Origin of the sequence: Marinomonas aquiplantarum, assembly GCF_003314975.1 — a bacterium.
Lineage (GTDB): Bacteria > Pseudomonadota > Gammaproteobacteria > Pseudomonadales > Marinomonadaceae > Marinomonas > Marinomonas aquiplantarum.
The window spans coordinates 251,099-267,755 of the sequence record NZ_QNRF01000001.1 but is presented as its reverse complement, the minus strand read 5'-3'; the positions used below and the strand labels follow the sequence as shown (position 1 = coordinate 267,755).

Genomic DNA, 16,657 nt, shown 5'->3' with positions numbered 1-16,657 from the left:
CGAAAGATTATGCCAAAACGTACTGACATAAAAAGCGTCTTAATTTTAGGTGCCGGCCCAATTGTAATCGGTCAAGCCTGTGAGTTTGACTACTCAGGCGCACAAGCTTGTAAAGCCCTGCGTGAAGAAGGTTTCCGCGTTATTCTGGTGAACTCTAACCCAGCCACCATCATGACGGACCCTGTTATGGCGGATGCCACTTACATCGAACCGATTGAGTGGAAAACCGTTGAGAAGATCATCGAGAAAGAGCGTCCAGACGCAGTATTGCCTACTATGGGTGGGCAAACGGCATTGAACTGTGCGCTGGATTTAGAGCGTCATGGTGTTTTAGAAAAATACAATGTTGAAATGATTGGTGCGACGGCTGATGCGATCGACAAAGCAGAAGACCGTAATCGTTTTGACCAAGCGATGAAGTCGATCGGACTAGAGTGTCCACGTGCTGGTATCGCTCACAACATGGAAGAAGCGTTAAAAGTACAAAGTGAAGTAGGCTTCCCTTGTATTATTCGTCCTTCTTTCACCATGGGTGGTACCGGTGGTGGTATCGCTTACAACATGGAAGAATTTGAAGAAATTTGTACGCGTGGTTTGGATTTGTCGCCAACCAACGAGTTGCTAATCGATGAGTCTTTGATCGGTTGGAAAGAATACGAAATGGAAGTGGTACGAGACAAAAAAGACAATTGTATTATTGTCTGTGCCATTGAAAACTTCGATGCCATGGGCGTTCACACAGGTGACTCCATCACAGTGGCACCCGCACAAACGCTGACAGACAAAGAATACCAAATCATGCGTAACGCCTCTTTGGCCGTATTGCGTGAAATCGGTGTTGAAACCGGTGGTTCGAACGTACAGTTTGGTATGGATCCAAAAACAGGTCGCCTTGTGGTCATCGAGATGAACCCTCGTGTATCGCGTTCTTCTGCTTTGGCATCAAAAGCAACCGGTTTCCCGATTGCGAAAATCGCCGCTAAATTGGCCATTGGTTACACTCTAGATGAGTTGCAGAACGACATCACTGGCGGTCAAACGCCAGCGAGCTTTGAGCCTGCCATTGACTACGTGGTCACTAAGATCCCACGTTTCACTTTTGAAAAGTTCCCAACGGCGAATGACCGTTTGACCACACAGATGAAATCTGTGGGTGAAGTCATGGCGATTGGTCGTAGCTTCCAAGAGTCTTTGCAAAAAGCCCTACGTGGCTTAGAGACTGGCTCTGATGGCTTCAATCCTCAGTTAGACATGGCTGAAGAGAACAGCAAAGAGAAATTGTCTCATGAGCTGCAATCTCCTGGTGCGGACCGTATCTGGTACATTGGCGACGGTTTCCGTGCTGGCATGACGGTTGACGAATTGTATGCGGTAACTGGCGTGGATCCATGGTTCTTGGTGCAGATCGAAGACCTGATCAAAGAAGAAATGGCTTTGTCTGATAAAGGCTTGGCGGACATGACGTTTGATGTGATGCGTCGCTTGAAGCGTAAAGGCTTCTCGGATGCGCGTCTTGCGGATTTGCTACAAGTGACCGAAAAATCCTTGCGTGAGCGTCGTTATTTGTTGGACGTGCATCCGGTTTACAAGCGTGTTGATACTTGTGCAGCAGAGTTCGCGACGAACACGGCTTACATGTACTCTTCTTACGAAGATGAATGTGAAGCAGCGCCAAGTGATAAAGACAAGGTGATCATTCTAGGTGGTGGTCCAAACCGTATCGGTCAAGGTATCGAGTTTGATTACTGCTGTGTACACGCAGCCCTTGGTTTGCGTGAAGATGGTTACGAAACCATTATGGTGAACTGTAACCCAGAAACCGTATCAACAGATTACGATACCTCTGATCGTTTGTACTTCGAGCCAGTTACCTTGGAAGACGTATTGGAAATCGTACGTACTGAGAAGCCAAAAGGCGTGATCGTACAGTTCGGTGGTCAAACGCCATTGAAGATTGCTCGTGCGCTACAAAATGAAGGTGTGCCTATCATTGGTACCACCCCAGAAGCCATTGACCGTGCCGAAGACCGTGAGCGTTTCCAAAGCATGATTCAGCGTCTTGGTTACAAGCAACCGAAAAACGCTACCGTACGTTCAACTGAGCAAGCGATTGTAAAAGCGGCTGAAATTGGTTATCCGTTAGTGGTTCGTCCATCTTATGTTTTGGGTGGACGCGCAATGGAAATCGTCTACAACGAGAAAGAACTGACTCGTTATATGACAACGGCCGTTAAAGTGTCTAATGACAGCCCAGTATTGCTTGATCACTTCCTAAATGCCGCTATCGAGATTGATATCGACTGTGTGTCTGACGGTGAGCAAGTGGTGATTGGCGGTATCATGCAGCACATTGAGCAAGCAGGGGTTCACTCTGGTGACTCAGCGTGTTCTTTACCTCCTTACTCGTTGCCAGCTGACGTTCAAGATCAAATCCGTGACATGATTAAGAGCATGGCGCTGGAATTGGGTGTAATCGGTTTGATGAACACTCAGCTAGCGGTTCAAGATGGTGAGATTTATGTCATCGAGGTTAACCCTCGTGCATCACGTACTGTGCCATTCGTGTCTAAGTGCATTGGTCGCTCTTTGGCGCAAGTCGCTGCCTTAGTGATGGCAGGTAAAACCCTTGTAGAGTTAGGTTTCACTGAAGAAATTATTCCTTCTTATTACAGTGTTAAAGAAGCCGTTTTCCCATTCAACAAGTTCCAAGGTGTTGATCCAATTCTTGGGCCTGAAATGAAATCGACTGGTGAAGTCATGGGTGTCGGCGATACGTTTGCTGAAGCCTTTGGTAAAGCGGTATTGGGTGGTGGTACAGAATTGCCAACATCTGGTTGTGCTTTTATCAGTGTTCGCGACATGGATAAAGAAGGTGCGGTTGCAGTTGCTCAGCGTCTGGCTGAACAAGGCTTTGATCTTGTGGGAACAGAAGGCACAGCCAAATACTTGACCGAACACGGTGTTGAAGTTCGCAAAGTAAATAAGGTAAATGAAGGTCGTCCACATATCGTTGATATGATGAAAAACGGCGAAATCGATTACATTATTAACACGACTTCTGGAACTCAAGCGATCACAGACTCTTCTTTGATTCGTCGTACAGCATTACAGCGCAAGGTTTGTTACACTACAACATTGGCTGGCGCTGAGGCGACGAGTTTGGCTATTGGCCTAACCGGCGAAACCAAAGTCAGAAGATTACAAGATTTGCACTTGGGGAAATGATGAAAAAAGTTCCAATGACAGTAGAGGGTGAAGCTCGTCTTAGGGAAGAGCTGAATCACTTGAAAGCTGTTGTCCGTCCTCGCGTTATTGCAGACATTGCAACAGCGCGAGAGCATGGCGACTTAAAAGAAAACGCGGAATATCATGCTGCTCGTGAAGAGCAAGGTTTTACTGAAGGTCGTATTAAAGAGATCGAAGGTAAGCTGGCTGATTCACAAGTGATTGATGTTAAGTCCATGCCTGCAACCGGTAAGGTTGTCTTCGGTACAACCGTGACTTTGTATAATGTTGATACAGAAGATACGGTGACTTATCAGATCGTTGGTGATGATGAAGCGGATGTGAAAATGAAGAAAATTTCATACGCGTCTCCTATCGCGAAAGCCATTATCGGCAAGGAAGAAGGCGACGAAGTGGCTGTTAAAATTCCTAGCGGCGAAGCGGTATATGAAATTGAGAAGGTTGAATACATTTAAATTTCATTAATGTTGCTGACCTTGAAAAAACCACCCTCGGGTGGTTTTTTTGTGCGCTAAGAAAAGCAATCCGACTCAAGAGCTTGCGTTGTTGTCCCCTTGCAATAAATGCGTATTCGAGGTCATGAATGCTTTAAGATCATCGATTTTCAATGGTTTAGAGAAATGATAGCCTTGGAAAATATCGCATTGTAAGTCCGCTAGGATCTGTCTTTGTTCATCCGTTTCCACGCCTTCGACGACGGTGGTGATGTTTAATCTTCTAGCGATGGCAATGATGCCTTCCACCATGGCAAGGGTATTGCTGTTGGTGGTGATGTCATCCACAAAGCTTTTGTCTATTTTAAGTTCATCAATCGGTAACTGATTCAATAAGTTCAGTGATGAGTAACCTGTCCCAAAATCGTCTAAAGAGATGCGAATACCTTTTTCACGTATTTTTTTCATTAGGTTTTGAATGCCGATGACATCGTCAATGAAGAGGTTCTCTGTTACTTCAAGTACCAATTCAACGTGAATAAAGGAGTGTTTTTCCATCAACTCAATCAATCTGTCGAAGAATTCATTGTGCTGGAATTGCCGTACAGAGATATTGATCGACACCGTCACAGGTAAACCTGTTTCTTTTTGCACTTCCGTCATATCGGTAAACGTTTGATCAATAATAAATTCCCCGATGGGTAACATCAGGCCACAGGATTCGGCAACGGCAATAAATTTATCTGGTGGCACAAAACCGAGCAGTTTGTTTTCCCAGCGAACTAAAGCTTCTACCCCAAAAGAGCTGCCATCACGGCGAATTTGCGGCTGATACATCATGTATATCTCATTCTGCAATAAGGCTTTCTTAAGCTCTTGTTCCATTTGTGCACGGTATTGATAAGCTTGTTTGAAGTCCTCGCGAAAGAAGGTGATGGTGTTGCGTGTTTTCTTCGCTTCATACATAGCGAGGTCTGCATAACGTTTTAGTTCATCCAAGTCTTGACCATCTTCTGGGAACGCCGCGATGCCAATACTTGCGCTTAATACAAAGCGATAATCTCCAATTTGTGCAGGTAAGGCCAAATCATTCTGAATGGCTTTGCAGAATAGATTTATATTGTTCTCATCTTGATTGAACACCACAATAATGAATTCATCGCCACTGTAGCGCACTAATACATCGTCTGGGTTTACTAAGGATTGCAATCTTCTGGCAACGAGGCGAAGTACTTTATCTCCCACTTCGTGGCCGTAGCCATCATTGATGGCTTTGAAATTATCTAAGTCGATGAAAATAAGGTAATACAGTGAGTCTGTTTTCATCAAAGACAGCTGTTGATCCAAATAAAAACGATTATTCAGGGTTGTTAAGTAGTCATGGTTCGCCTGATGTTCTAACGCGTTTTTAATGCGTTTCTCATTGGTGGCTATGCCTCTGAATAGTAAATAAATGAGTAATAACGAGCCCGAAAAAATGCCAATGAGTACTTGGAGCTCTTTTAAGAACAAGCTCATTACGTGGCGGTTGTTCAATTTAAGCTCGGCCCATAAATCGTATTTAGGTAAATAACGACTTACGGCTTGGCTAGTTTGGCCGGGTTGTACACTGGTGGTAATGACTTCCAACTCATTTGTTTTGATGTCTTTAATGCTCAGGCCTTTTTTCTTCTCTAATTTGCGAAAAGCCTGATCAAAAGTGGCTTGAGGGATCTGATAGCGGTAAATGTTTGAGTCTATTTCATGATGAGATAACACTATTTGGAAATAACGATCACTGTCTCGATAGAGGTAGAGGTTGCTGTTGTTTTGATTGCTCTCGCCTTCGAAGAAAAAGCGGAAGCCTTTTGGAATGTTGATCACTGTGGATAACACAAACAGGACATTACCATCTTGGTCTACGACGGATTTCCGTAAAGGAAAAACGACGGAATTGAGTACATCACTTTGATAGGTTCGCCCTAAAACCATTTTGTTGGATTCCAGCGTTTGCTGGAAACTTTCACGGTTTTCAGGCTGAGACAGTATATTGAAACTAGGCGGAAGTTTTACACCAGATGAGGCAACATACACATCGCCGTGAGGCAGAAAAAGACCCACACCCAGCATGGAGTTGTCCACTTCCACAACCGAATCCATAACATTTTGAATGGTTTCCTTGTCTGCAAGATTGCCATAGGCAATGACTTCTTTGGCAACCAGATCAAGTAACACTTCATATTGACGTAAAATGGACTGTATGGAATTGGCTGTTAGTGCCATCAGTCTTTTCTGTTCGGAGGTGTATTCTTCGTAGACGGTCTGATAGCTGACAAAAGTCGCCGCCCCAAAAAACACCAACCAAATGGTAGCGGTCAGATAAAAGGCCGCCCAGATATTTTTTTTGATTAAAGCCATTCATGCCTCACTCAGAATGATCAATCGAATACATGACACAAGTGACTGAATGGAAATTTGGTGCTGGCGTTGCAAGCATCATCAACGAGTGCTTTAGCATCCTTACTGGTATTTCACGAAATCAACACAGCCACAAAACAAACGGCGCTGTTGATTCCACTGTCACTTCAAACGATAACGTTATTGTTGGATACGAAAAATATAGAAGTTTGGACTTGAAACGACCACTTTATTTGGTTGCGTGTTGTATTTTTTGTGTCGTGAAATGGTTACCTTTGGTAAGTAATGTGGTTGATGTTGGTGCTCTATTTTTTAAATTAATATAGCTTCTCAGGTCTGAAAGTGTGAAAGGGAATGAGCGTACGGAGCTTTGACATTCAATTAGCTAATGCGGTAGCAATGAGTGACTATGAAGGCTGTAAAAAGCTTATCGCTGGGGGGCTGAAGGTACTATATACATGAAAGCTTCGCTTTTAATAACCCCTCCCCTTGAGCTTTTTACCTTAAGGAAAGTAAACAAAAACACCAGCCGAAGCTGGTGTTTTTTTATAGCATTAGCTGCGCGCTTTTAATTAAGCTTGAGCTTTCTTAAAGGCGTCAATCAAAGCTTGAGTTGATGCATCCAGTGCGCTGTTGTCGCTGTTGCTGACTAGGCGGTTATAGATGTCTGTACCCAATACTTTACCGAGTTCAACGCCCCATTGATCGAATGAGTTGATGCCCCAAATAGTGCCTTGGACAAAAGTGCGGTGCTCGTAAAGCGCGATTAACGCACCAACGGTGGCTGGTGTCATTTTGTCGGTTAGTAGGGTGTTGCTCGGACGATTGCCCTTGATTACTTTGTGTGGCGCAATTTTAGCGACTTGCTCGTCGGTTGCCCCAGCTTCTTTTAGCTCTTGTTGAGCTTGTTCAAGGGTTTTGCCTACCATTAGCGCTTGCGACTGACTCAGGCAGTTCGCGAACAAGTGCGTGTGGTGTTCAGCAATGGGGTTGTGGCTGGTTAATGGCGCGATGAAATCCACAGGTACAAGGCGAGTGCCTTGGTGCAACAATTGGTGGTAAGCATGTTGACCATTTGTGCCAGCGCCACCCCAGATGATTGGTCCTGTGTCTGTTTCGACACCGTCGCCATTGAGTAGATTCGCTTTACCATTACTTTCCATATCAAGCTGCTGAATATGAGCAGGCATGGCGCGCAAGTAATGATCGTAAGGAATCAAGGCATGGGTTTGTGCATTGTGGAAGTTGATGTACCACACACCTAAGGCACCCATAATGACGGGCAGGTTTTCTTCAAACGGAGCGGTACGGAAATGCTCATCCATTTGGTGAGCGCCGTCTAGTAATGCGTAGAAGTTATCCGTGCCAACTGCAATGGCTACCGGTAAGCCAATCGCCGACCAAAGAGAGTAACGTCCGCCAACCCAATCCCACATTGGGAAAATGTTTTCTTCGGCCATGCCAAAATCAACGGCTTTCTTAACGTTTGAGCTAACGGCAGCGAAGTGTTTGCTGACGTTGTCTTGCGAACCGCCGTTGCTTAAGAACCAGTCGCGAGCCGCATTGGCATTCGATAGGGTTTCCAGTGTTCCGAAGGTTTTTGATGACACCACAAATACCGTGGTTTCAGGGTTCAGTTGCTTCAGTTTGCCTGTGATGTCAGAGCCATCAATGTTGGCAACGAAGTGAACTTTAATGCCGTCTTTTTTGTAGGGTGTTAGTGCTTCAGCAACGACTTTAGGGCCAAGGTAGGAGCCGCCAATACCAATTGATACAACGTCGGTGATGGTTTTTCCGGTGTAGCCTTGCCACTCACCACTGTGCAGTTGCGCTACAAATTGTTCCATTTGCTTTAGTGTGGCACGAACTTCCGCAAGCACGTTGACACCATCGACCATCAGGCTGTCTTGTGCTTGGCTAGCACGCAAGGCGATATGCAGTACTGAGCGATCTTCTGTATTGTTAATGTGAGCGCCGCTAAACATGCCATCAATGGCGTTTTTCATGCCTGCTTCAGTGACCAGTTCAGTCAACAAAGACAGGGTGGTGTCATTCGCTCGGTTTTTGGCGTAATCAAGGGTCCAGCCAGCCGCTTGTGCTTGATATTTGTCAGCGCGTTTAGGGTCCGTCTGGAAAAGTGATGTCATATCAACAGAGGCCATTTCCTGTTGATGTTCTGCGAGTTTCTTCCAGGCAGAAAATTCAGTGGGTGAACGCATTACAATCTCCCTCGTGTTTGAAAGTGAATTAGGTTATGGGGTTGAGCTTAATGGCTCAACTTACCCAAGGTCGACGCGCAGGTTGTCAATAAGACGTGCGCTCCCTAGATGTGCTGCAGCCAAGATGACCAAGCACTTCTCTTCCTCTGTTGGCATTTGTAAATTATCTTGCGCGCGGATTTCAAAATAATCACGACGGAAACCGGCCGCTTCAAGCTTCTGTTGAGCTTGTTCGCGGATGTCCTCGTGACTCGCGCTGTTTGCTAAGAGCTGGTCTTTTGCCCAGAGCAATGTTTTGTACATTGTCGGTGCAATGTCTCGTTCTTGTTCTGTTAAATAGCCGTTGCGAGAACTCATTGCTAAACCATCTTCATTTCGGGCGGTATCTATCCCTATAATTCGGACATTGGAGCTGAGATCTCGTGTCATGTCTTCGATGACTTTCAATTGTTGGAAATCTTTATTTCCAAAAATAGCGCAATCAGGTTGCACTATGTTGAATAATTTCGTGACCACGGTGGCGACGCCAACAAAATGACCAGGGCGAGACGCGCCGCAAAGTATGTCAGATAGGCCAACGACTTCAATCTGTGTCTGACTGCGTTTGCCATCTGGGTACATTTCCAAGGCATCGGGAGCGAAGACATAATCACAACCGTTGGCTTTGAGTACCTTTTTGTCTTCCTCTAAGGTTTTCGGATAACGTTCTAAATCTTCGTTGGCGGAAAACTGCATTGGGTTGACGAAAATAGATGACACAACAATGTCTGCTTCTTGTGAAGCGCGACGAATCAATGACATGTGGCCATCGTGTAGATTGCCCATAGTCGGAACAAAAGCGATGCTTTTATCTTGAAGGCGTAAGGTTTTAAGCGCTGCTCGTAATTCAGCTATGGTATGAAACGTCTGCATTATTGGAATCCATGTTCTGGACCAGGGAAACTGGCACTTTTTACTTCGTCGACATAGGCTTCAAAGGCCTGGCTAACATTACGACCATCCACTAAGAAATTTTTGACAAAACGTGGGACATGGCCTAGGTTGATGCCCAGCATGTCATGCATGACCAACACCTGACCGTCTGTATGATGACCAGCACCAATGCCGATCGTCGGAACAGGAACGGCTTCAGTTAAGCTTTTGCCAAGTTCAGTAGGGATGCATTCATACAATAAAATATCGGCGCCAGCTTCCACTAAATCCAAAGACTCTTGGAGTAACAGTTCCGCGGCGTCTTGGCTTTTGCCCTGTACTTTATAGCCACCTAGCTTATGAACAGATTGCGGTGTTAAACCTAAATGAGCGCAAACTGGAATGCCGCGTTGGCTTAACAGTTTTATGGTATCAGCCAGCCAGCTGCCGCCTTCTAGCTTAACCATGTTTGCCCCAGCCTGCATCAGCTTGGCGGCATTGTCTAATGCTTGTTCTGGCTTGCTGTAACTCATGAAAGACATGTCTGACATGATGAAGGCATTGGTGTTGCCACGTTTTACTGCTGCAGTGTGATAGCACATTTCTTCGATGGTAACGGGTAAGGTGCTGTCTTTACCTTGAACAACCATGCCAAGTGAATCACCCACTAGGATGGTTTCAACGCCAGCCGCATTCATGACGTTCGTGAAGGAGGCATCATATGAGGTTAGGCAGGTGATTTTTTCTTTGTCGATTTTCATTTTTTTGAGTGTCGACAAAGTAACGGGTTTGGTCAGTTTTTTCTGTGAGTTGTCTGAATACATATCTTATTCTTCTGTGATAATAACCAAGTCGCTGGTATCAAGTTGGTGTAACTGCTCAGTAACGGTTTTGCCATTTACCAAGAGCATATCGGGAGCAAGATCATGAAGAGGTTGGATGACAAAACCTCGCTCAAGCATAAAAGGGTGTGGCACGGTCAATCTTGGTAAATCAATCTGCTCTTGGCCATACAATAACAGATCTAAATCTAAGGTGCGCGGTCCCCAGTGGCGTTCGCGACGCCGATGATGATCTTGTTCGATGGATTGCAGTAAATCCAATAATTTGATGCCAGATAATGAGGTTTCGAATGACGCAACCGCATTCACATAATCCGGCTGATCTTGTGGGCCAACCGGTTTGCTAGCGTAGAGTTTAGAGACTCTAAAATGAATCAAACTCGGCTCTGTGGCAAGAGTTTGAATGGCTTGGCGAATCTGCTCAAGAGGCTGATCAAGATTGCTGCCAAGACCAATGTAAGCTGTCATCATCGGCCTGTCTCTTATGAATCGCTTGAACTGTCTCTTTGTGGGGCGTTGCTTTTACGGCGTCGACGAGGACGACGTTTTTTTGGCCCTTCATTATTCGAGCGACTGTCAATTTGTTTGATAAGTTCTCGTTGCTGGTTCTCGTTGCCATGCTGGAATGCTTCCCACCAAGCGCCAAGGTCGTTCAGCTCAGTGCCGCTTTGTTCGCGGATGAGTAAGAAATCAAAGCCAGCACGAAATCTTGGGTGCTCTAATAATTGGAAAGCACGTTTGCCATAGCGTTTCGGTAGTCTGAGTTGCATGTCCCAAATTTCACGCATTGGCGTTGAGAATCGACGTGGAATTGCCGTTGACGCGACTTGATTATCAAGCACCATGTTGGCGGCTTGATGCAGTGCAGGTGTAACGGGCATGCCTTGCGCCTGAAATTCTTCGTGTCTTAAAACGACACTTGGCCACAGTAAAATGGCGTATAAAAAATAAGGTGCGGTACTTTTACCGCTTTGAATGCGGTCGTCAGTATTTTTTAAGCCGCGCAGAATGAATGCTTCAGGGTCAATGTCATCCCGTTTCCAGCCACTTTGTAGTATTGCGTCTGTGTCTGGAAATAAGTAACGAAACAGGCCAAATTCTCGCAGTAGCGCAAAGGTTTTAATGCCATTGCCACTGCCCAGTAATTTCAGTACTTCTTCAAAAAGGCGTGCGGGTGGGATGTGATCCAGTAAATGCGCCATCTCTTTAATAGGCGCCGCTGTGCTGGCTTCAATGTCGAAACCAAGCTTACCTGCAAAGCGAATCGCTCGAAGCATACGGACAGGGTCTTCTTGATAGCGTTGCTTAGGATCCCCGATGATGCGAATTTGTTTGTTTTTAATGTCAGCAAGACCACCGCAATAATCGTGAATGCTAAAGTCTTGAACATTGTAATAAAGAGCATTGAAGGTGAAGTCGCGACGCTCTGCGTCTTCTTCTATGCTGCCATAAACGTTGTCGCGCAGAATAATGCCATGAGTAGAGCGTGCTGAATCTTTGTTTTTCAGTGATGTCTGTGTGACGCTCGGGCTTGGTGTCTCTTCTTGTGCTGTATTGGCTCGAAAGGTAGAGACTTCAATAATTTCTCGACCAAACGTGACGTGGACTAAGCGAAAGCGTCGACCGATCAATCGAGAGTTGGAAAAGATGGCATGAACTTCTTCGGGGGTGGCATTGGTGACGACGTCAAAGTCTTTTGGTTCTATGTTTATCAAGTGATCTCGTATGCAGCCGCCCACCAAGTAAGCATCGTAACCTGCTTTATTAAGACGATATAAAACCTTAACAGCATTTGGACTCATGTCCTGTCTTGAAAGACTGTGTTGTTTACGAGGTATGATAATGGGGTAAGTCTGTGTTTTGTTAGGTGTGAACACAGAAGAGGCTTTACGTACCAGAGATTTGAATCCTGTAAGCATTAGACAACAAATTTAAAAGTTAACGAAAATGGCATTCTACACGTGATGGCGAAAAGTTACACGATTTATGAGGCAGTTTCAGTGAAATTGGTGAAGATCGGGAATCTAAGAGATGAATTAAGAAATAAAATAATCGCTTTGGATACATGAAGATACTAGTTCCGAAAACAAAGTCAGTGCTGCTTCTGCAGTTCTACTTGGGTCTTATTTTTATTTTTGCATTGTTTTCATCGCCCGAGGGCTTGTATATCTAAAAAAATCAATTATCCAAAGCGATTTTCCATCCATGGCCTCAAATTTTATTTTTATTTGAAGAGGCCACGGTGTTCCTAATTATTATTTTTATTTTTAAGAACCTAACATACGACGATTAACTTATTTTTATTCTTGGTCAATCTTATTATCGTTGTGCCATATATAAGGCATTAGTTGTGCCAAAAAACATAATGTACTGATTTTATTGGTTTTTAGGAAAATACTGTACACTTTTTTTACAATATCTTTCTCTTTTTTTGGGTATTTTGGTATCAAGTGTTACTTTTCGGTTGTTACTTTTTTGGGTATTGCCAGCTTTTGTCTTCTTTCCCATAAACTTTTGCGTGATATGCCCAACGAATGTGCAAGCTGGGTTTCTGTCATCTTGTGCTGGTGCGTGAGCACAAAGTGTTTAAAGTAATCGTCAAGGGTGGTGCCTTCTGGAAGCGTGGCATTAATGTCGCTTTCGGTCGAGGCTGGCGAGCTTTTCCCTTTGGTGTGATGTTGGCTGGCCAATTTGAGGTTGGCCGCTTCTACTCTGTCCATAGGGCTTAGTATGATGGCTCGCTCTATGGCGTTTTCCAGCTCTCGAACGTTGCCTGGCCAGTCATGCGAGCGAATCGCTTTGTCGAATGTTTTGCTGTAGGGAACGGGTGGCCGATGATGTTTTAAACAGGTTTTCTCCAATAAGGCTTTCGCCAATATAGAGATGTCTTCTCCGCGATCGCGTAAAGGCGGTAACAGCAATTCCATGACGTACAAGCGATAGTATAAATCCTCTCGAAATTGACCGTTTTTGACCATTTCAAAGAGGTTTCTATGGGTTGCTGTAATGAGGCGAATGTTCACGTGAGTGGATTGTGTGGCACCGACACGACGAATCTCACCTTCTTGTAATACCCTGAGTAATCTGGCTTGTGCTTCAAGGGGAAGCTCGCCAATTTCATCCAGAAATAAAGTGCCTTTGTCTGCCGCTACGATCAGACCGTCGTGCGCCGTGGTAGCCCCGGTGAAAGCGCCTTTTTCATGGCCGAAAAGCTCTGATTCTATTAAGTTTTCAGGGATGGCGGCGCAGTTGACGCTGATAATGGGATAGTCGTGTCGTTGGCTTAGGTTGTGGAGTGCTTTGGCCACGAGTTCTTTACCTGTCCCTGACTCGCCTCTTATCAATACCGTAACGTCCGTTGCCGCCACTTTGCGCATGTCGCTGAATAACTCCAGCATGGGTGGGCATTGGCCAATGATGCCGCTCCCAGGTGTGCCAAGAGGAAGGGCTTCTTCGCGTTCACTGGCCGCAAATAATACCGGGTTTGAGGCTAGTGTCTCAGGCGTTGTTGTGGCTTTTTCTTGGTCTCTTTGTTCAAGCGTATTAACAACATGCTTGAGGAGTGTCTCGGTATCCGTCGGTAAGGGTAAATAATAAACCGCACCCTCGGCCATGCTGTTTACCCCAGTGCTTAGGCTGGGTTTGGCATCTAGTACAATGTGCTTTGGCGTTTCTGGGATCTCGCTAGCAGGGTGTTCTAATGATTCGATAGCGGCCTGATCCACTAACATTAAGTCGAATGCTGAGAGGTCGTAATATTTATTGGCCTGCTCAAAAGATTGGCTGGTGTTAATTTGAAAACCGTATTTTGATAGCCACCTTTCCGACTCTTTTAACAGGGAGTTTTCGGGACAGATAATCATAATGCTGTGCATGAGATGTCACCTCTTGTAACCAATGTAACGATTATACACACGGATGAAGCGAGGTTGGAATAGCGTTGGCTTATTGAATGAGGTGCCAGTCTTGTGGTTGGATCGGGAGGGCGCTTTGTCCTTGTAAGCGTTTTATGTCCCATGATTTGATCGCTTGGTCTAAGGCCTCTTGAATGCTGGAGGCTTGAATCTGCAGCCCAAGGTACTTCAAGGCACACAGTAAAGTAGTGATATCGCCATCGACAATGGCTTTAGCGTGATTCTGTTTACTGATCTTGTCACCTCTCTGATTCACAATGAGGGGGATGTGGCACAGTTCTGGTGGCGTCCAGTTAAACAGTGAATACAGATGCAGTTGTTGGGCGGTGGTTTCGATTAAGTCGGCACCGCGAACAAGGTGAGTGATGTGTTGTCTATGATCATCCACTACCACGGCTAATTGATAGGAAAAGTAACCATCTTTTCGTTTTAAAATGGGGCAAGTATGTTTGAGATCATTGGTAAACCTCAGTGTCCCCTGAATAGGGTCGTGATATTGATAAATCAGCTCACTGCTTTTTAACCGCCAAGAATGCGGGGCGTCAGTATGACTATCGCAAATGTGTGGATGTCGGCCTTGGAATACTTGCAGGGATTGACGAGTGCAATTGCAAGGGAAGAGTTGTCCTTGCTGTTTTAGTTGCTCTAAATGATCTTGATAAGATTGGTGGTGTTGGCTTTGTACTTCGACTTTGTCGTCAGAAACCAGTTGATAGCTTTGCAGAGTGGTAAGGATTTGTTCGGCAAATATGGGTTTGCAGCGTGTACCATCCACATCTTCAATGCGAATAAGCCATTTGCCTCGTTGCTGTTTGGCTTCCAGATAGCTCGCTAAGGCACTGACCAATGAGCCGAAATGAAGCGGACCGGTTGGCGATGGCGCAAACCGGCCTATATAGCGACGTGTCACGGACTAACCGCCGACTTGCTTCTCTTTGATTTCAGCAAGTGTTTTACAGTCAATGCACATGGTCGCCGTTGGGCGAGCTTCTAAGCGACGAATACCGATTTCGATACCGCACTCTTCACAAAAACCGTAATCGTCGTTGTCGATTAGCTCGATGGTTTGAGAGATTTTCTTGACCAATTTACGCTCACGATCACGGGCGCGCAATTCAAGGCTAAACTCTTCTTCTTGGCTAGCTCGGTCATTTGGATCTGCGTAGTTTACCGCTTCTTCTTTCAGATGGTGAACAGTGCGATCCACTTCTTCCATTAAGTTTTGTTTCCAGTTGAGTAGGATGCTTTTAAAATGCGCCAACTGGTTCTCGTTCATGTATTCTTCGCCTTCCTTAGCTACATAAGGGGTGAAGTCTTTCATTAATGAATCTGGGTTCATATTTGGCATATGCATTGCCTCACTTCGCAGGTATCCGTTGTGGTAACCTGTAACCAATAAAAATTAGGTGGTTTATTTTTCGGCCGGAAACTTACCAGATTATTCGGTTGTTCACCACTTTTTTTGCGCAAAATATCACGAAATTTTTCAATTAGGCAGAGAACTCCGGATGAAACAGCATAAAATGGCGGCTCGAGTTGAGCAGATTTCTCCTTTTCAAGTGATGGCGGTGCTAGCAAAAGCTAAGGCGTTAGAAGCAGAAGGAAAGCCCGTTATCCATTTGGAAATAGGTGAGCCCGATTTCTCGGCGGTGTCCCAAGTTGAACAAGCCGGTATACAGGCCATCGCTCAGCACCAGACAGGTTACACCGCAGCCACTGGGTTGCCAGAGCTCAAGCGGGCGATTAGTCATTATTATGCTTCACGGTATCAGGTTGATGTGTCTGCAGAGCGAATAATAGTGACTCCCGGTGCTTCTGGGGCGTTACTGTTAATGGCTTCTTTGATGGTGGATGTTGGCGATGAGGTGTTGATGCCTGACCCTTGTTACCCATGCAATCGACATTTTGTGATGCAGGTTGGTGCGCAGGCGAAGTTGCTTGAGACGCGGGCCGAAGAAGCTTTTGCCATGACCCCAGAAGCGGTTGAAGCCGCATGGCAAGCAACCACGTCAGGCGTATGGCTGGCCTCGCCTTCTAATCCAACCGGAGCGGTGCTTAGTCGATCTTATGTGGAATCTATGTATGACACAGTGCGGCGCTTGGGCGGTCATTTGTTGGTGGATGAGATTTATCAGGGCTTGGTGTACGAAGGGGACGATTTTTCAGCCTTATCAATTGCAGACGATGTGTTTGTGATTAACAGCTTTTCGAAATATTTTGCCATGACCGGCTGGCGACTAGGGTGGTTGGTGGTGCCAGAGTGGGCGGTGGAAGGGGCGACCAAATTGGCGCAAAATCTGTTTATTTCGGCCCCAAGTGTGTCTCAATATGCTGCGATACGAGCCTTTGAGCAGGATGTGTTGGACGAGTGTGAGCGGCGCCGACAAACCTTGAATGCCCGTCGTTTGGTTTTGCTAGAGGGGCTTGAAAGACTTGGTCTGCCAGTTGCTTCGCCAGCTCAGGGAGCGTTTTATGTCTATGTGGATGTTTCCAGTGTGACTCAGGATGCCATGGCTTGGTGTCTGGCTTTATTAGAAACGGAATATGTGGCATTAACGCCAGGAGCGGATTTTGGTACCAAAGATTCGCACCTTTATGTGCGTTTCGCGTACGCTTGTGATGAGGCGGATTTATTGGAGGCCTTGTCTCGCATTGAGCGCTTCATCAAGAAATAATTGACCTAGCTCTGGTTG

At 45.6% G+C, this 16,657-nt stretch carries 13 protein-coding genes; 4 read left to right on the top strand and 9 right to left on the bottom strand.

Features of this window, described 5'->3' with window-relative positions:
* Window positions 1–9 precede the first annotated feature (9 nt).
* Both carB and greA read left to right on the top strand, forming a co-directional pair.
* A complete protein-coding gene (gene carB, locus DFP76_RS01290; RefSeq protein WP_113872877.1) occupies window positions 10–3,225 on the top strand; it encodes a carbamoyl-phosphate synthase large subunit in 3,216 nt (1,071 codons plus the stop codon).
* Window positions 3,225–3,701, top strand: a complete 477-nt coding sequence (gene greA / locus DFP76_RS01285) for a transcription elongation factor GreA (protein ID WP_113872876.1) — start codon at window positions 3,225–3,227, stop codon at window positions 3,699–3,701. The genes carB and greA overlap by 1 nt, the downstream gene beginning before the upstream one ends.
* Before the next feature lie 75 nt (window positions 3,702–3,776).
* Here the strand turns inward: greA and DFP76_RS01280 are convergent, their stop codons facing one another.
* Window positions 3,777–6,077 carry a bifunctional diguanylate cyclase/phosphodiesterase gene (locus DFP76_RS01280; protein ID WP_113872875.1) on the bottom strand — a complete coding sequence of 767 codons (2,301 nt, stop codon included), beginning with the start codon at window positions 6,075–6,077 and terminating at the stop codon, window positions 3,777–3,779.
* A 32-nt stretch (window positions 6,078–6,109) separates the two neighbouring features.
* On the opposite strand from DFP76_RS01280, the gene DFP76_RS01275 reads away from it, so the two are divergent.
* A complete protein-coding gene (locus DFP76_RS01275) occupies window positions 6,110–6,403 on the top strand; it encodes a hypothetical protein (protein WP_113872874.1) in 294 nt (97 codons plus the stop codon).
* A 246-nt stretch (window positions 6,404–6,649) separates the two neighbouring features.
* Here the strand turns inward: DFP76_RS01275 and pgi are convergent, their stop codons facing one another.
* The 8 genes from pgi to dksA all read right to left on the bottom strand — a co-directional run bounded on the left by pgi (window position 6,650) and on the right by dksA (window position 15,312).
* On the bottom strand, window positions 6,650–8,296 hold the full coding sequence (gene pgi / locus DFP76_RS01270; protein ID WP_113872873.1) for a glucose-6-phosphate isomerase: 1,647 nt from the start codon (window positions 8,294–8,296) through the stop codon (window positions 6,650–6,652).
* Between the two features lie 60 nt (window positions 8,297–8,356).
* Window positions 8,357–9,208, bottom strand: coding sequence for a pantoate--beta-alanine ligase (panC, locus tag DFP76_RS01265; RefSeq protein WP_113872872.1), 852 nt, complete (start codon window positions 9,206–9,208; stop codon window positions 8,357–8,359).
* The gene (gene panB, locus DFP76_RS01260) at window positions 9,208–10,032 is read right to left on the bottom strand and encodes a 3-methyl-2-oxobutanoate hydroxymethyltransferase (RefSeq protein ID WP_113872871.1); all 825 of its coding nucleotides are present in this window, start codon (window positions 10,030–10,032) and stop codon (window positions 9,208–9,210) included. The genes panC and panB overlap by 1 nt, the downstream gene beginning before the upstream one ends.
* Window positions 10,033–10,035: 3 nt before the next feature.
* Complete coding sequence (folK, locus tag DFP76_RS01255; protein ID WP_113873248.1) at window positions 10,036–10,518, bottom strand: 2-amino-4-hydroxy-6-hydroxymethyldihydropteridine diphosphokinase; 483 nt, start codon at window positions 10,516–10,518, stop codon at window positions 10,036–10,038.
* Between the two features lie 14 nt (window positions 10,519–10,532).
* The gene (pcnB, locus tag DFP76_RS01250) at window positions 10,533–11,969 is read right to left on the bottom strand and encodes a polynucleotide adenylyltransferase PcnB (protein ID WP_113872870.1); all 1,437 of its coding nucleotides are present in this window, start codon (window positions 11,967–11,969) and stop codon (window positions 10,533–10,535) included.
* A gap of 534 nt (window positions 11,970–12,503) precedes the next feature.
* Window positions 12,504–13,925, bottom strand: coding sequence for a sigma-54-dependent transcriptional regulator (locus tag DFP76_RS01245; protein WP_113872869.1), 1,422 nt, complete (start codon window positions 13,923–13,925; stop codon window positions 12,504–12,506).
* A 70-nt stretch (window positions 13,926–13,995) separates the two neighbouring features.
* Window positions 13,996–14,874 (bottom strand): tRNA glutamyl-Q(34) synthetase GluQRS, encoded by an 879-nt coding sequence (gene gluQRS, locus DFP76_RS01240; RefSeq protein WP_113872868.1) that lies wholly within the window; start codon window positions 14,872–14,874, stop codon window positions 13,996–13,998.
* Window positions 14,875–14,877: 3 nt separating this feature from the next.
* Window positions 14,878–15,312, bottom strand: a complete 435-nt coding sequence (gene dksA, locus DFP76_RS01235; RefSeq protein ID WP_013794852.1) for an RNA polymerase-binding protein DksA — start codon at window positions 15,310–15,312, stop codon at window positions 14,878–14,880.
* A gap of 160 nt (window positions 15,313–15,472) precedes the next feature.
* On the opposite strand from dksA, the gene DFP76_RS01230 reads away from it, so the two are divergent.
* A complete protein-coding gene (locus DFP76_RS01230) occupies window positions 15,473–16,639 on the top strand; it encodes an aminotransferase class I/II-fold pyridoxal phosphate-dependent enzyme (RefSeq protein ID WP_113872867.1) in 1,167 nt (388 codons plus the stop codon).
* Window positions 16,640–16,657 lie beyond the last annotated feature (18 nt).